Annotated in this window: 14 protein-coding genes and 3 tRNA genes; 11 read left to right on the forward strand and 6 right to left on the reverse strand. The window is 39.1% G+C overall.

Annotated elements, in window-relative coordinates; genetic code table 11:
* Window positions 1-21: 21 nt before the first annotated feature.
* Window positions 22-1,194: an acyl-CoA dehydrogenase family protein gene (locus H2677_RS02030; RefSeq protein ID WP_004909327.1), complete on the reverse strand. Its 1,173-nt coding sequence runs from the start codon at window positions 1,192-1,194 to the stop codon at window positions 22-24.
* A gap of 184 nt (window positions 1,195-1,378) precedes the next feature.
* Between H2677_RS02030 and H2677_RS02035 the strand changes: the two genes are divergently transcribed.
* The 7 genes from H2677_RS02035 to H2677_RS02065 all read left to right on the forward strand — a co-directional run bounded on the left by H2677_RS02035 (window position 1,379) and on the right by H2677_RS02065 (window position 9,507).
* A complete protein-coding gene (locus H2677_RS02035) occupies window positions 1,379-1,636 on the forward strand; it encodes an FAD assembly factor SdhE (RefSeq protein ID WP_004909323.1) in 258 nt (85 codons plus the stop codon).
* A gap of 115 nt (window positions 1,637-1,751) precedes the next feature.
* The gene (locus tag H2677_RS02040) at window positions 1,752-2,018 is read left to right on the forward strand and encodes a hypothetical protein (protein WP_228150891.1); all 267 of its coding nucleotides are present in this window, start codon (window positions 1,752-1,754) and stop codon (window positions 2,016-2,018) included.
* A gap of 210 nt (window positions 2,019-2,228) precedes the next feature.
* Window positions 2,229-2,435 carry a hypothetical protein gene (locus H2677_RS02045; protein WP_212639565.1) on the forward strand — a complete coding sequence of 69 codons (207 nt, stop codon included), beginning with the start codon at window positions 2,229-2,231 and terminating at the stop codon, window positions 2,433-2,435.
* A gap of 360 nt (window positions 2,436-2,795) precedes the next feature.
* Window positions 2,796-3,878, forward strand: a complete 1,083-nt coding sequence (locus tag H2677_RS02050) for a hypothetical protein (RefSeq protein WP_099948048.1) — start codon at window positions 2,796-2,798, stop codon at window positions 3,876-3,878.
* A gap of 89 nt (window positions 3,879-3,967) precedes the next feature.
* On the forward strand, window positions 3,968-4,537 hold the full coding sequence (rrtA, locus tag H2677_RS02055; RefSeq protein WP_004951830.1) for a rhombosortase: 570 nt from the start codon (window positions 3,968-3,970) through the stop codon (window positions 4,535-4,537).
* 153 nt (window positions 4,538-4,690) lie between these two features.
* Window positions 4,691-6,901, forward strand: coding sequence for a TRAP transporter large permease subunit (locus H2677_RS02060; RefSeq protein ID WP_212639036.1), 2,211 nt, complete (start codon window positions 4,691-4,693; stop codon window positions 6,899-6,901).
* A gap of 404 nt (window positions 6,902-7,305) precedes the next feature.
* Complete coding sequence (locus tag H2677_RS02065; RefSeq protein WP_004951836.1) at window positions 7,306-9,507, forward strand: TRAP transporter large permease subunit; 2,202 nt, start codon at window positions 7,306-7,308, stop codon at window positions 9,505-9,507.
* Window positions 9,508-9,557: 50 nt separating this feature from the next.
* Here the strand turns inward: H2677_RS02065 and H2677_RS02070 are convergent, their stop codons facing one another.
* From H2677_RS02070 to H2677_RS02085, 4 genes are all read right to left on the reverse strand, one after another.
* Window positions 9,558-10,436 carry a DMT family transporter gene (locus tag H2677_RS02070; protein ID WP_212639566.1) on the reverse strand — a complete coding sequence of 293 codons (879 nt, stop codon included), beginning with the start codon at window positions 10,434-10,436 and terminating at the stop codon, window positions 9,558-9,560.
* A 196-nt stretch (window positions 10,437-10,632) separates the two neighbouring features.
* The gene (locus H2677_RS02075) at window positions 10,633-11,076 is read right to left on the reverse strand and encodes a hypothetical protein (RefSeq protein WP_168154837.1); all 444 of its coding nucleotides are present in this window, start codon (window positions 11,074-11,076) and stop codon (window positions 10,633-10,635) included.
* A gap of 12 nt (window positions 11,077-11,088) precedes the next feature.
* Window positions 11,089-11,295, reverse strand: a complete 207-nt coding sequence (locus H2677_RS02080) for a YheV family putative zinc ribbon protein (RefSeq protein WP_004964287.1) — start codon at window positions 11,293-11,295, stop codon at window positions 11,089-11,091.
* Between the two features lie 38 nt (window positions 11,296-11,333).
* A complete protein-coding gene (locus H2677_RS02085) occupies window positions 11,334-13,373 on the reverse strand; it encodes a M3 family metallopeptidase (RefSeq protein WP_212639037.1) in 2,040 nt (679 codons plus the stop codon).
* Between the two features lie 299 nt (window positions 13,374-13,672).
* On the opposite strand from H2677_RS02085, the gene H2677_RS02090 reads away from it, so the two are divergent.
* On the forward strand, window positions 13,673-14,086 hold the full coding sequence (locus H2677_RS02090) for a putative four-helix membrane protein (RefSeq protein ID WP_023013747.1): 414 nt from the start codon (window positions 13,673-13,675) through the stop codon (window positions 14,084-14,086).
* A 59-nt stretch (window positions 14,087-14,145) separates the two neighbouring features.
* On the opposite strand, the gene rnr is transcribed toward H2677_RS02090, so the two are convergent.
* On the reverse strand, window positions 14,146-16,566 hold the full coding sequence (gene rnr, locus H2677_RS02095; protein WP_212639038.1) for a ribonuclease R: 2,421 nt from the start codon (window positions 16,564-16,566) through the stop codon (window positions 14,146-14,148).
* Between the two features lie 261 nt (window positions 16,567-16,827).
* Between rnr and H2677_RS02100 the strand changes: the two genes are divergently transcribed.
* From H2677_RS02100 to H2677_RS02110, 3 genes are all read left to right on the forward strand, one after another.
* Window positions 16,828-16,917: transfer RNA gene (locus H2677_RS02100), tRNA-Ser, on the forward strand.
* 11 nt (window positions 16,918-16,928) lie between these two features.
* Window positions 16,929-17,005 (forward strand) — tRNA-Arg (locus H2677_RS02105).
* Between the two features lie 45 nt (window positions 17,006-17,050).
* Window positions 17,051-17,127 (forward strand) — tRNA-Arg (locus tag H2677_RS02110).
* Window positions 17,128-17,146 lie beyond the last annotated feature (19 nt).

The raw sequence follows: 17,146 nt of genomic DNA on the forward strand, positions 1-17,146 counted from the left end.
GTGCTATCCCTTTAGATCTTATTATAGGGTGCGAGAAATCAGCTCTTTCATGATTTCATTGGTTCCAGCATAAATACGGTTTGCACGGTTGTCGATGTAGGCACGTGCGATTGGGTATTCAAGCATATAACCGTATCCGCCATGCAATTGTAAGCATTCATCTACAACTTTAGAGAACATGTCAGAAATTTTGTATTTGGCTGCCGCAGCAGCATCGACACCTAGACTTTCTTCTAACTGTAATTCCATGCAACGATCTAAATAGGTACGACAGAAATCAATTTCAGTTCTTAGTTCAGCTAGCTTAAAGCGAGTATTTTGGAAAGTCCCAATTGGTTTTCCAAATGCTTTACGGTCTTTAGTATATTGAACTGTATGTGCAAAAGCTGCCTCAGCACCTGCTTGGCAAATAATCGCAACTAACATACGTTCCCATGCTAATTCTTTCATGAGCATGATAAAGCCCATGCCTTCCATACCTAGTAAATTTTCTTTTGGTACGCGGACGTTGTCAAAGAAAAGTTCGCATGTATCTTGTCCTTTCATACCAATTTTGTTTAAAGGTTTACCTTTACTAAAACCTGCACGATCAGCTTCGACAATAATTAATGAAAGATTGGCTGAACCTTTGTCGCTGTTACCTGTTTTACAAACAACAATTGCCATGTCGCAAAGATAGCCATTGGTAATGAAAATTTTAGAACCATTGATAACGTATTCATCACCATCAAGTACAGCCGTCGTACGAACAGCTTGCAAATCTGAACCTGTACCTGGTTCTGTCATAGCAATAGCCGTAACCGTTTCGCCTGATGCCATTTTTGGCAACCATTTTTGCTTCTGATCTTCATTACCAAAATTATTAATGTAATTAGCAACGATATCTGAATGCAAAGAAAAACCTGTGCTTGAGTCCATCGCATATGCTTGTTCTTCAATCAGAATCATACTATAGAGTCGATCCACACCTGAGCCACCATATTCTTCAGGCATCGTTGTGCATAACAAACCTAGCGCACCTGCTTTGTTCCATAAATCGCGATCTACATGCTGCTGTTTCTCATACTTTTCGATATTTGGAACAACTTCTTTTTCGTAGAACTTACGAACAGTTTCACGGAATGCTTCATGGTCTGGAGTAAAAAGTTTACGTGGAAGCATGTTTGGAATTGGACGAATTGCACCTGATTGCATTTGTTATTTTTTCCCTAGTTCATTGGATTAAATGATCATCATGAAGATACAAGAAAGCTGAATTATTCAACAATGTGATCAATGCTCATTTTGATTGATGTATTTGGTCACCTTATAAAAATCTATGCGCAGATAAAACTGGATCAGGTACACTATGCTGTCTTTGTTGCAAGTGGAATAAGTAATGTCTGATGAAATGACACTGGAAGAGCGCAAGGTGATTTATCGTGCACGTCGTGGGTTAAAAGAAATTGATGTGTACTTTGACCCTTATGTTAAACAATATTATTTGACTGCAGACCCAACAGAAAAAGCATTATTTGCAGAGTTGGTGGATCAAGAAGATCCTGATTTGTTGGATTGGTTCATGGAAGTGGGTGAGCCACCACGTGAAGAGTTAAAAGCGTTTATTTTAAAATTAAAAAAATATGTACACGGCTAAACGTATTTTTGAGCTGCAATCTAGTCGATTTTCGCTAGGATTGCAGCTGTTTTGTTTTTTGGGAATCAATATCCTGCTTTATCAATTATTGTCAGCTTTTTTATGGTTAGTGTGCTTGTTGATTATGGGATGGGCGGGCTGGTCGGCATTAAACAAACCGAAAATAAATCAAATTGAGTATCTCTGTGACGATGATTGGTCGATTCGTTTTGATGGAGCCGTGCCTAATATTGAGCAAGGAAAATTACTCAAAATTGTTGATCATCATTTATATATTGTGCTGTATTTTTCTAATATTGAATCAAAAATATGTGTAATTTGGTGGGATCAATTGTCTTTAAATCAATGGAAAATGCTGAAATTACTCTCAAAACTTGCATAATTGTTAGACAACTCTACATTTGTATAATTTAATTAATTTAATATAAATCATTTAGATAGTGTTTTTTACTCAACTTTAAAAACAATTGTTAGATTAAATACTCTAAAAAATAATGAAAATGATGATTGTCAGACAATCTGAGCATCAAGATCGCTACCTTTTCGCTAAAGTACAAACACCAACGTAAAGTGTGGTGGAGGTCCTAAAATGATGGAAATTCCAACATGGTCGTTTCTGGTGATTGCAATCGTTTTTGCAATTGTAATAGGAAGAGCAGGAACTTTACTCAGGGAACTTCTTGAATCACGTCAACGTAATGTTGCAGTGACCAAGAGAAAGAGATTGAAGGTGTCATCAATATATCACAATCCCGTGAATGCTGATGTCGAACGTCGATCTAGTATCTATCAAAAGTAGATACAAAAAGTGTAGGAGGTCTCTATGGAGATTTCAATGTGGATGTTTCTAGTAATTGCAGTCGTTATGGCGATTGTTATAGGAAGAGCTGGAACATTACTCAAGGATTATTTGCAACAAAACTAAAATATAAAAGAGTTTCACGTTTTAACCAGTTAATAAGTAGCATGTGCTGAACCGTCGCAATGCTACTTTTTTTTGCCTGAAATTTTTAGATCTTCAATTCTCTGTCAATTCTCTTTTCTGTGACTTGTGTCAAAATGTCCACGTTAAAATTAGAGCAATTACTCTTTAATTCAAGTATTGCATCTGATAAGGTACATCTAAAAGGAAAAACAAATTAATTAGAGGACAGGAAGAATGTCTAAACTCCACAAAATTGGACAGGGTGTGGCGGTTGCTTTGGTTACAACTTCAATGTTATCAGGGTGTTCATATGTCATTAAAACTGGTGCAAATGTCGCGTTAGGATTCAGTGAAAAACATATCGTACCACCAATTTTAGCAATGGAAGATGCTGAAATGGTATGTAATTCAGGAAATGCATTAACTCCTGCAATTATGTCAACCAAAGATATGGGTGCCGACCCGACTCGAATGGCTGTTTTATTGTATACTGCCGCGGGTATTTGTGCCGAAAATCAAGCGCTTGAGGCTGAATTACGTTATTTGCGTGCTTCTAAAGCGGGTCAAGTGACTGAAGCTCAAGATGCTCGTATTGAGCAAAAACGTTGGGCTGGTATCGCAGCAGAACGTCAATATGCAAGCTACAAGCTTTTCGCAAATCGTTGGGAAACTAAATATAAGTATAAATTAGGCGATTCATGTCCAACTATGCGTAATGATTTAGATCAAACCGTATATTTATTGGGTATGGTGAATGGTCTACAAGCGATGACCAATGATATTAACTCTGGTGGTGCAATCAATGTACCGAAAGATATTGCGGGTATTGTAGAACGTGGTATGGCATGTCTAGATAATGAAAAGTTCTGGGGCGCTCCAATGGCGACTCGTGCTGTGATTTGGACATTATTACCAGGTGCTGGTGATGGTAAACCTGAACCTTATGCAACGATGAAAGAATCGATGCAAATTGGTGAGAAAAAAGGTGTTCGCTTAGCACATGCACTTTATGCTGTTGCTGCACAAGCAAGTGGTGATGATGCAAAACTTAGAGATGCATTCCGTTCATATGCTGCTGCAACAGGGGAAGATAAACCTGCAAACCCTCAATTTAGATTAATTGACAAAATGGCAGGTCTAATGGTTCGTGGAATTGCGGATCGTTACTGGACAGAAAATACTGGCATACGTGCTACCGATGAAGGTCTATCAACATTCTGGGATGATAAACAAGAAAGTTCTTCAGAATTAGATGAGCTATTTGATGGTGGTGGGGATGGTGCATCTGCTCCTGCAGAAGAGACCCCAGCTCAGTAACCTAGATTAAACGACCTTTTACATTATTTAAGTACATTACTGATTAATGTTGAATGTAAAAGGTTCGTTTTAAAAGAGGGGGTACGTAAATGAAAGATCAAATATGGATACGGAAAGTCATATTGATCGCAGTATGTATTTCGATCTCTGCAAGTCTGCAAGTTTTTGCTGATCATTTCATCTATTGGAAGCCTAGTGTACTGGTCGAAGTCTGGCGTTTATGGACAGCCCATTGGGTACATGTTGGATGGATGCATTTCTTTTTGAATATGCTTGCATTTGCTTGTTTACCTTTTATTTTTCCACATGCGCGTAATAGACATCTAGTTTGGTTGTTATTACTGTTACCACCATTTATCAGCCTCATTTTTTATTTTTACTTTCCTTATATTGAAGCTTATGCAGGTTTATCAGGCGTATTGCATGGTCTTTATACAGCGGTAAGTTTGGTTTATCTAAAATATCCAAAGGAAAGAACATTCGCAATTTTAGTTTTAGTGCTCATATTTGCCAAACTTGTTTGGGAAAATACCTTTGGTCAAACAGGTACAGCACAATTAATAGGAAGTCCTGTACTAACAGAAGCACATTTGATTGGAGCAATTGGAGGTGTATTTTGTGGACTTGGTTATTTGCTATTAAAAAGGATTAAGAAATAAAAACATTAAGTCACTTTCATACAAACTTATCAACAACTTAGACGGTTTAAATAGGGATTGGTTATCAAGAGGGTGTTATTTCTCTATCAACCATATACATCGCATGATTCAACATCTTTGGATGGATGTTGAGAACAATAAAGTGGAATAGACATGCAACATGATCAAGAGAAAAAATCTGGATTAGGTCTGCTTAGCCATATATGGACAGAGTGGGTTTCGACTTTTGTCATACTTTTTTTGCTTCTAATGACACTAGTCATTGGAACAGGAGAGATGATTCATGGTCAGCTTTTACGTATGGGGGAGCGTCTTTATGGTGATCCTGATACAGGAATGCAATATTCATTTCTACGGGCTGAACCTGAAAAGCCGACCTGTGACAGAAATCCAAATATAGATGCACAAGTTCAAGAGCAGATGAAAATCAACGCTGCTGATGAGTTTGCGAGTATGTTTGGTGTGGCATCTGAATCGGATGTTCGAGCTTCGCTGATAGCAGCTCAACAACAATGTGATGAGAAATACCAATTCTACGATAAGGCGATGAAACATATCGAAGCCAATCCTGGCGTTCGTACTTATCGTACAATTGAAACAAGTTTCTTTGGTATCTTTAAATTTGGTACAGAGAACCGTGCGTTATTTCTCGTCATCATGGTTGTATTCGCTGCAATTACTGCATCTTTAAAAACACATCATATTGGCTTGCGTAGTCCTGCTACCAAAATTGATTTCCGTGTTTACAGTATTGCAATGTTGCTGGGTAATGCTTTACTCACTTCATCTGTGATTAGCCAATATAAATCGGTTATGAATTCGGGTGTTCCAATCACCCCCGAAATGAATGTGATTTATTGGTTATGGATGATTTTGTTTGGTGTTCTGACACTGATTAGCTTGTTCCAATTGATAAAATCTCCAACCCCAACTCGTGAAGGTGGAAGTGTCGGTTTAGCTTTCCTCAGCGTTCCTTTGTATGCCTATATGGCAATTATCACAGGGGTTGCATTTACTTTCTTCATGGATTATCCAATGGGGCAAGGTATTTATCTGGGACAGCTAGTTGAATTCTCTAATATTTTCTTAAATCTAGCATTGTTTATTTGGGCAGGTATGTTGCTCAAGCAAACACGTATTGTTGATTTATTCCTCAATATTTTACGTCCTTGGAATTTGGCTCCAGAGACTCTAACGTGGTTAATCCTAATAGCAGCGGCATTACCAACAGCCTATACAGGTGCATCTGGTATTTTCGTTATTGCTGCGGGTGCAATTATTTATAAAGAAGTGTGGAACGCGGGTGGTCGTCGCCAGTTTGCTTTAGCTGCAACGGCACTATCGGGTTCAATGGGTGTTGTTCTACGTCCGTGTTTATTGATCGTTGTGGTGGCTTCGCTGAACAAAGAAGTAACAACCGATTTGCTTTATAAATACGGGATGTACACATTCCTATTGACCTCAACGTTATTTTTGGTCGTTGCATTGCTGTTTGCTGAGCAGAAATTCCGTATCGCACCATTCAAAATTGCATTGCCTAAATCATTACGTGCATTTGTACCTGTATCACCATATATCGTGATCTTTGTTCTGATTTGGCTATTCTACAAACATGCATTAGCAACTGATCTCAATGAATTTACTGCACCAGTGATGATGCCTGTGATTCTATTGATGATGGTATTGTTTGATAAGTTACGTAAAGAACCTGCACCGTTGGCACCAGTTGGTCATTGGGACAGTACTTTGAATAGCTACACATTGCCTGCGGATGGTAGTCAACCTGCACCAAAAATCAATCCAGAAGATGATCCACGCAAACCAGAGCGTAATATCTCCTTTGCTAAAGCATTGCATGCCTCTTCGAGTGAAACAGTTGGGCATATTGGTGCACTTGTGATTCTGATGGCACTTTCAGTAAGCGTCGGTGGTTTTCTTGAACAGATTCATATCATGGAAACCTTCCCGCAAAACATCAATAGTCTATTTGTGGTGATTACACTGATTGTATTGTTGATGATCTTTGTAGGTATGATCATGGATCCATTTGGTGCTGTGATTTTGATCACGGCTACAGTCGCACCTGTTGCATATCAATATGGTATTGATCCTGTTCACTTCTGGATGATTGCACTTATTGGTTTTGAGTTGGGTTATGTCACACCTCCAGTAGCGTTAAACCATCTCTTGGCTCGACAATCGATTGGTGATGCGGAAGTGGCTGAAGCAGATGCAGAAGTACGTCATTTGTCTTTCTACTATCGATATGAACGTTGGATATTGCCTTTATTGGTGATGGGACCTGCAATCTTAATTATTGCTTACGTTCCTTATTTCTTTAAATTATTTGGTTGGTATAACTAAATCAATAACCAAAAAAGCACCTTCGGGTGCTTTTTTTATTTCTAGAAATAGCTCATCAATTTTCTCTAAATAAGAAATTTGAATAAATTTGAGATAGTTAATCGTTTTAAATATTTTTGTGAAGTGTTTTGCAAATCTGAGTAAGGCAGTATGCTTTAATACCATTTAAGTGGTTTTTTATTTAATATACTTACAAGAGTTAAAATTATTCATTGTTTACATTGATAAAAAAAACTCACAAAAAAGTGATTGCAGTCATTATTTTTTAGAAAAGTTTGCTGCAAATTTAGGCGGTTTAAAAAGGGATTGGTTCCGAAGAGGGTAATTCATTTATCTATCAACCAAGGACACGCATGATTCAACATCTTTGGATGGATGTTGAGAAAAAATAAACTGGAATACACATGCAAAATGATCAAGACAAAAAGTCTGGATTAGCTCGTTTGGGTTATATCTGGAATGATTGGATATCTACATTTATCATTCTTGCTTTGTTGCTAATGACTTTGCTTATTGGTACTGGCGAAATGATTCACGGTCAGATGCTCCGCATGGGTGAGCGTCTTTACGGTGATCAAACTACAGGCATGCAGTACTCGTATTTACGAGCTGAACCTGAAAAACCTTCTTGTGATCGACATCCTGACATCGAAGCACAAGTTCAAGCGCAAATGAAAGCAAATGCTGCAGATGAGTTTGCAAGCATGTTTGGTGCTGCTTCTGAAGCAGATGTTCGTGCATCTTTAATGGGTGCGCAACAACAGTGTGAAGAGAAATATCAATTTTACGATAAAGCTATGAAGCATTTGGAAGCACATCCAAGCATTCGTACATATCGTCAAGTTGAAACATCTTTCTTCGGTATCTTTAAGGTTGGATCGGAAAACCAGACTGTTCTTTTATTAGTTATGGTCTTGTTTACGTCGATTACAGCATCTTTGCGCTACCACCATATTGGTTTACGTGCGCCAAAAAGCAAAATTGACTATCGTGTTTACTCAACTTTGATGATCTTAGGTAATGGATTATTAAGTGCTTCTGTTTGGAGCCAATATCAGTCCTTACTCAATTCTGGTGTTGAAGTTACAGCTAAAACGATGGCGATTTCATGGTTATGGATTATTTTATTCGTAGTCATGACCATTATCAGTGTATTCCAATTATTCTTGGTCCCTAAAAATGCTCAAGAAAAAGGAAATGTTGGTTTAGCATTCTTAAGCGTACCTTTATATGCCTATATGTCACTTGTGACAGGTATTGTTTTTACCTTCTTCATGGATTATCCAATGGGGCAAGGTATTTACCTCGGTATTTTGGTTGAATTCTCAGGGATTTTCTTAAACCTAGCATTGTTCATTTGGGCAGGTATGTTACTGACCCAAACGCGTGTCATGGATTTGTTCCTGAATATTTTACGTCCATGGAACTTGGCTCCAGAAACTTTAACTTGGTTAATCTTGATTGCAGCAGCGATTCCAACAGCATATACAGGTGCTTCTGGTATTTTCGTTATTGCAGCTGGTGCGATCATCTATAAAGAGGTTTGGAACTCTGGTGCACGTCGTCAATATGCCTTAGCGGTATCGGCAATGTCAGGTTCGCTAGGTGTAGTGATCCGTCCTTGTTTACTTGTGATTTTGATTTCGATGCTTGATAGTCGTCATGTGACTTCAACAGAGTTATTTGATCACGGTATTTATGTCTTCTGGTTAACCGCATTTATTTTCTTAGGCGTTTCATTGATTCTTGCTGAAGAAAAATTCCGTGTGAATTCACCGAAAGTTGCTGTACCTGGTATGTTACGCGCGTGTATTCCTGTGATTCCTTATGTGATCATTGGTTTCGCCGTGGTGATGTTCTATAAGCTTGCTCTAGATACATCAATCAATGAATTTACAGCACCAATGATTCTTCCATTGGTATTGATCGCGATGATTTTGTTCGACAAATTATTTGCGGCTAAACATCCAGTACCAGTTACAGATCCAAAGCACGAAGCTTTAGTTCGTGAGCATGAGAAAAAGTCAGAGTTCTTAAAGTCTCATGATCCACATGGCAGCAAAGGCTTTGGTTTTGGTGGGGCTTTACGTTTTGCAACATCAGAAACTGTAGGACATATTGGTGCATTAATCTTGTTGATGGCTCTGTCTGCAAGTGTTGGTGGTCTAATCGAACGTGCAGAAGTGGTTGAGTTATTGCCTACACACTTGGGTAATATCTATATTTCACTGGCATTTATTGCGCTTTTACTAGCAATTATTGGTATGACAACCGATCCATTCGGTGCGGTAATTCTTGTTGCTGCAACCATTGCTCCAGTGGCTTACGAGAATGGTATCCATCCAATTCACTTCTGGATGATCGTATTGGTTGCATTTGAGTTTGGTTATGTGACACCGCCTGTTGCGCTGAACCATTTGTTGACGCGACTCTCCGTCGGTGATGAAGAGGTTACGGCAGCTGATAAGGAAGCGAAAGAGAAATATACAAGTTTCTACTTCCGATATGAGCGTTGGTTATTACCTATTATCGTATTGTTCTCATCTTTAGTGTTGGTAACTTACGCACCATACATTTTCCAAATGTTTGGTTGGTATAAACACTAACTCTTATCTCCTAAAAAAGCACCTTCGGGTGCTTTTTTATTTGTGCTTTATTAGAGACTTTTTCTTTGCCTTTGACTCAAAGGACTACATAAAATAATTGCCAGTAATATTAATCCAAAACCGAATAAACTATAAAAATCAGGTGTTTCTTGCCATAGAAAGAAGCCCCAAACACCCGCAAAAATGATCGCCATATAGTTGACTGGTGCTATCTGTCCAGCTGGAGCAAGGCGATAAGCATGAGACATAAAAATTTGGCTTACATTCGCAAGTATTCCTGCTGCAATAAGAAAAAAAAGTTCTTTCAAAGCATATGGTCGCCAAACCCAAAACATCGGTATGGCTGAAAGTAAGGAGCCGATCAAGCAAAAATAAAACACGATACGTTCTGGAGGTTCAGTTTTGGTTAGTGCTCTTACGGTTACAAACGCCATTGATGCAAGTAGGCTAGATGCTATCCCTATCGCAGACACCCAATTCCACAATCCTTGATCAGGTTTTGCAACACAAAATACGCCTAAGAATCCTAATGCAGCTGCTATTAACATTGCTTTAGTAATACGTTCTTTTAAAAATAGCCAAGCAATCAGTGGAATAAAAATAGGTGAGGAATACGTAAATACCATGGCATTGGACAATTTCAAATGTGCAATCGCATAGAAAAAACCATACATTGCCGCAAGCCCAACCAGACTTCGCCAAGTATGCATCCACAATTTTTCTGTTTTAACAAAGCTTGCACCTTGTTTCATAATCAATGGTAGGAAAAGTATCAGCCCAACGAAATTACGGAAAAAAACAATCGTGTAATTATCTACAGTTTGAGATGCGTATCTGATGCAGATGCCCATGATGGAGAAAAGAAAAGCCGAGATGGTCAGGCAGCTAATCGCTAAGAAGAGCTTACGATTAGGTTGATTCAGCGTCATAATCATTGTGAGTGCAAGGATGCAGCTTGTATTCTAAGCCTCTGCTGCCTTTAAAGAAATGTACGATTATTATTTTCGATTGAATTATATAAAGTAGAGAGGTTAAGACCTCACATTAAGGGATGAACTAAATCAAGCATGGCCAACAAATCATCGAAGACATTAAGGCTATAACCCATGTTAAAGCCTTATTTATTTATGATTTATTTTGTGCTGCAAGTTGAGCTTCGAGAAGCTTAATTTGATCTTCTTTCAGTTTTACTAAAGTATCAACATCAGTATGTTGTTGCTTTAGCTCATTTTGCTGATCTTTAAGTTGTTGATGAATATCATCCAGTTTAGCAATTTCTTCTTTGGCTAAAGTGTCATTTGCGGGAATTGGATCTTTGATAATTGACTCTTCAACTAGTTGGATAGGTGCAGTAACTTCGCTTGCAGCTTGTACAGTTTCAGTCGTTTCGACTGGACGTGCTGAGGGCGTAGCTTTGCTAATCGTTGGTACTGTTGGTGTAACAGTTGCTTCATGATTTTTTTGAGATAGAAACCACTGTACTGCAAAAATCAGTACCACGACGATACTGATTCCACCGATGATCATCCATAATAATTTAGAGTTTTCATTTTGATACGAGGACATCATTTTTTAACCTTTCTAGTCAAAATGACGAGGCTTGAATTGTATCACCCCAATTTCATCTGGCTCAGCGGGTTCAGCTGGTTCTACGTGAGTAGGACGCTGTTCACTATAAGCACATTCGATACATTCAATCCATTCGTCATCCACAGAGATGATCTTAACCACACGATCTAAGGCTCCACATTTTGGGCATTTAGCACCCGCGATGAACTGTCTTTTCATGTCAGTTAATTACATCCTGTGAACAATAATGACGTAGTTTAAGCGGTTTTATGCGTATTCGTCCAACCTTGATGACGTAATAATGCATCTATTTTTGGTTCTCTTTTTCGGAAATTGCGAAACGCATCAAGTGCTGTAACTTTTCCGCCAACTGCTAGAATAAACTTTCTAAATTCTTTTCCAGTCTCGGTGTTAAAAATACCTTCATTTTCGAAACGATCGAAGGCGTCGCTCGCCAAAACTTCCGCCCATTTATAAGAATAATAACCTGCTGCATAACCGCCAGCGAAAATATGACTAAAGCTGTGTTGGAAACGGTTATAAGGAACAGTAGGAACAACCGCAAATTTAGCACGAATGTCATCTAATGTAGTTTGGATTTGCTCGCTGTTTAAAGCGGGTGTTTGACGGTGAATGGTTAAGTCAAACAGAGCGAATTCAATCTGACGCAGAGTTTGCATACCTGACTGGAAGAAACGTGCATTCAATAACGCTGATAGCAATTCTTGCGGTAAAGTTTGCTTAGTTTCAGTATGTTCACTGAGTACATCTAAACTTTCATTATCCCAAGCCCAAAATTCCATGAACTGGCTTGGTAATTCAACGGCATCCCATGCTACACCATGCGTACCTGCAACTGAGATATTATCCACTTCGGTCAGCATGTGATGTAAGCCATGACCAAATTCATGAAATAGCGTAATCACTTCATCATGAGTCAATAGAGCAGGCTGATCGCCAATCGGTGGGGTAAAGTTACACACCATATAACAAATTGGTTTTTGTAGACCATTCGCAGTTTGCACACGAGAACGGAAACCACTCATCCATGCGCCACCACGTTTGCCATTACGCGCATAAAGGTCGAAGTAGAAACCACCAACGACTTGACCTTGATCTTCAATTTCAAAATAACGAACATCATTCTGCCATACAGGAGCATGGCGCTCGATGATTTGAATACCATAAAGACGTTGAACGATTTGGAATAAACCATCCACAACTTTGGGTGCTGGGAAATACGGTTTAAGCGCTTCTTGAGACAAATTGAATTGTTGTTGTTTCAATTTTTCAGAATAGTAGGTTGCATCCCATGGTTTTAATTCTTCAACACCATCTTGTTGTGCAATTGCTTTCAGTTCAGCGATTTCAGCAAGGGCTGGTGTGCGGGCATGTTCTGCCAAGTCGACCAAAAACTTATCGACGGTATCAACATCAGGTGCCATTTTGCTAGCCAATGAATATTCAGCAAAATTATTGAAGCCAAGCAGTTGAGCCATTTCTTGACGCAAGCTCAGAATTTCTTCCATCACAGGGGTATTATCGAATTCAGTTTTTTCTGATTGTTCTGAGGCACGAGTCACGTAGGCTTTGTAGAGTTCCTCTCTAAGTTCTCGATCATCGGCATAGGTCATAATCGCAAAATAAGCAGGGAAGTCGAGTGTGGCAACGGCTTGCTCAAGCTCACGTTGTTGGCCGTATTGCTTTAATAATTCAACACTACTTTGTGGTAGGCCTTTGAGCTGTTCCTCGGTTAATGGTTTGAAGTAGGCTTGTGTTGCATCAAGTACGTGGTTAGAGAAATCTGAAGACAGTTGTGATAAACGTGCTGAGATTTCCGCATAACGTTTTTTGGCTTCGCCTTCAAGAGCAACGCCTGATAGTTTGAAATCACGTAAAGCGAGTTTAATTGCACTTTGTTGTGCTTCGCTCAGCGTTTGAAATACTGCACTATCATGAATATGTTGATAAGTTTGATACAACGCCGTGTGCTGTCCAAGCTGAGTGTAATATTCGCTTAGGCTTGGTAACAATGACTGGTAAACCTCACGGGTTTCGGCATTGTTCATGACTGCATTGAGGTGTGACAAAATTCCCCATGATTCACTCATATTATTTTCAAGCTGATCGACTTCCGCCAAAGTTGCCAGTTGGTCTTCAGGAGCTTGTGGAACTTCATTGAGTTGATTTAAGAAGTTTTGACCATTTTGAATAGTCTGTTCAATCTGTTGTTTTAATTCTGCAAGTTGAATTTGATCAAACTGGGGAGTGGGGAGTGTCGCTTGCTGTAGTGTCATTGTATTTTTGCCATATTCATCTTTAAACATAGTTATAGATGTAGGGCTTAGCGAGGGAGAAATCAAGTGTAACTATGCTTCATCTCTTATATCTAGATTCATTTTTTATTTATAAACGCCTGTATGTGGTTTAGGATGGTGGCTGAAAATTTTTATAAGCAATTATAATTTAAAAGAAATTTTATCTTCAGTGTAAATGTCTTGATGAAAACCGATTTCTTACTAAACTCATGATCAAAGAAAATCTAACGAAGAATTTTTTGTAGCGCGATGCGTAACTAGATAGGTTAAACCTAATCATGAGATTAAAAAGTATCAGTGTTTTTTTCTTAACTTTGTGTGTTTCTGCTCACTCCAGCGCTACGGTAAACAATGCGGTATATGTAGGCTCTAGGGGGATTGGAAGTCCATCTGCCAATAGTCCAGCTTCGACGTTGTTCTTTCTTGTGTGTGGTGCTGGGGCACTCTATGTCTACTATAAATTATTCCTAAGCTGGTTTAAACGTAAGAAAAGTGGTGAAAAACCACAACGTTTATATGGCTTGGGAGATTGGGCAATCATGCTGGCGGTATTTGGGCTGTTAGCATTGTTTGCATCTGGACTCACTTTTGAAATACTGAGTACTTTTGGTGGGAAAGAATTGGTAGGGCAGATTTGGTATCTTGTCTTATTGGGCTTTTGGGGAGTACTCGTGTTTTTTGATAGAACTTAATTTAAGAAAAGCTGAAACTCTAAAACAGAAAGAGAGCCGAAGCTCTCTTATTTTATGAGTTATTCACTCTTTGCTTTTGCATTCGACTTTTTCTTTTTTATTTTTTTCTTTGCCTTTTCTTTATTTTCGGGCTTAGTCGAAGCTTTTTTAGCAGGTTTTTTAGTATAAGAACTTGGTTTGTTCTTATCCTTTTTCTTACGCACAGGCTTTTCACCATCTTCACTTACTTTGGATGCCGTTGGTGCCTTGCCAAAAACTTCTTCTGTAGTGGCTGCTCGAGTTGATGTTGTACGCGGTGCTTTTTGACGAATCACACGACCTAAATGAGTGAGTTGTTGTACCAATTGGAAGTCGATTTTACGTTCTTCCAAATTCACACCAGCCACTTTAATTTTTACTTCATCACCGAGGCTAAATGACTGTCCACGATTCTGACCAATTAGACTTTGGCTAGCTTGATCATAGAGGAAGAAATCTTCACCCAATTGGCTGACATGAATCATGCCATCTACATAGAGGTCTTTTAAGGTAACAAATAAGCCAAATTCTGTTACTGCACTGATGATGCCGACAAATTCATCACCTAAATGCTGTTGCATATAGTGGCATTTTAACCAGGTCGTGACACTGCGTGATGCTTCATCAGCACGACGTTCAGTTTGTGAGAAATGCTCACCCGCATCATCTAGTGCTGCACCTGAAAGAGGGTAAACCTTTTTACCTAAATAGGCTTTAATCGCACGATGCAATAATAAGTCAGGGTAACGACGAATTGGTGAAGTAAAGTGCGTATAGGCTTCATATGCTAAACCGTAATGCCCAGAATTCTTTGCACCGTAATACGCTTGCATCATTGAGCGTAATAACACAGCATGAATGCTTGGCGCATCTAGGCGATCTTTGGTCGCTTCAATAACACGTTGATAATCAGCCTGAGTAGGTTGTTCTGGGAATGGTAAACCAAGTAATTTTACGAAATCACGAACTTTCTGGATACGTGAAAACTCAGGAGCCTCATGTACACGGTAGAGCATTGGGATGTCATGTTCTAAAGCATATTCCGCAGCAGCGACATTGGCTAATAACATACATTCTTCAATGAGCTTATGCGCATCATTACGTGAGCGAGGCAGGATTTCTTTGATTCCACCTAACTCATCAAAAGTCATGTAGGTTTCGATGGTTTCAAATTCCATCGCATGACGCTTAGCACGTAACTCTTTGAGGGTCTGATAAAGCTGGAAAAGAGTATTTAGTGATTTATGAATAGTTTTATCTTCAGGGATAGCATCTGTTACGCCCTCAAAATATCGACCAACCTGTGTGTAAGTCAGACGCGCTTTAGAATGCATTACCGCAGGATAGAATTCATAACCTGTCACTTTTCCAGCACGAGATAACTTTAAGTCACAGACCATACATAGACGATCTACATGTGGATTTAAAGAACACAAACCATTTGATAATGCTTCAGGAAGCATCGGCAAGACAAAGTGTGGGAAATAAACTGAGGTACCGCGTTCTTCTGCTTCTTCATTTAAAGGTGAATCTAAACGAACGTAATGGCTTACGTCAGCAATCGCAACAACCACACGATAACCACCACCTGAACGTTTTTCAGCATAGACAGCATCATCAAAGTCTCGTGCATCTTCACCATCAATAGTAACTAATGGTAAGTCACGTAAATCAACACGACCTTTAATATCTTGTTCAGAAGGTTCTTTAAAGCTTTCAGCTTCTTTGATTACTGCTTCAGGAAACTCATAAGGCAAGCCAAATTCTAAAATAGTCTGCGGAATGATAATCTCTGTATCCGCTTTATCTGCCATGGATTGAACGACATGACCTGTTGCCAATTCTTCACGGGTCGGGTAGTCATCAATCGCAACACGTAGCATATCGCCAACTTTGGCATTGGCATGCTCAATTAATTCTTTTTCTAAAGTAATCGGTTGGTGCTGATTTGGATTACTCGGTTGAATAAAGTATTCACCTTCATGCTCAGCGACTTTACCAATAATCTGTTTGACACGACGTTGTACAACTTCAGTAATAAAACCCCAAGGTTTACCTTTGCGATCAACTGAAGTCTGACGTACTTTAACGCGATCGCCGTTAAAAACGAGTCTTAATTCACGTTCAGGTAATAGCACATCATCGTGTCCAGCAATATTCGCTGTACCTAAACCTTTACTATTAATATAAACCGTTGCTTCGTGTGTTGGTAAATCTGTTGCAGGTTGATATTTAAAACCATCCTTCATGAGCTGACCATCACGTACCATTGCGCTTAAGCGATGATTTAACGCATCAATACTTTTTTGATCTGGTAGGTTGAAATGATCAACAAGTTCCGCATGAGATTTTGCAGTTTGTAATTGTTCTAATGTAGTTAAAATAAGAGTTCGGCTAGGAATAGGATTATCGTAACGTTCAGCTTCTGCTTTTGCTTCGGGATCAACCCAATTATTAGTCATATCGTTCCATTTCACATCTGGCAGATCACTTTAGCATAAGTCATCCAAACTTGGACTGCACGTCAAAGATTGCAAGATTCTGTTTATGTAAATGATCTAAATAAATAAAGAGAAGACTATCTTAACAAGCGTTGGACGAAAAAATGCTGAAAAAATACAGAAATTGTTTAAAAAATATTTGATTGATTTAAAAAAGATGAAAAAAACAGGATCATCCCTTGTGTAATGTGGTTTTAGTTTGTATTATTGCGCTCGTGTTACGGTGAGATGGGTGAGTGGCTGAAACCACATCCCTGCTAAGGATGCATACGGGTAACTGTATCGAGGGTTCGAATCCCTCTCTCACCGCCACTTTACTTAAGGCGCTCATAGCTCAGCTGGATAGAGCACTTGGCTACGAACTAAGGGGTCGGGAGTTCGAATCTCTCTGAGCGCACCAAGTAAAGATTAAAGTAACACATGCCGAAATAGGCACATAAGTAATGCGCTCATAGCTCAGCTGGATAGAGCACTTGGCTACGAACTAAGGGGTCGGGAGTTCGAATCTCTCTGAGCGCACCAACTTAAATAATTAACCGCT

Source organism: Acinetobacter junii, assembly GCF_018336855.1.
Lineage (GTDB): Bacteria > Pseudomonadota > Gammaproteobacteria > Pseudomonadales > Moraxellaceae > Acinetobacter > Acinetobacter junii.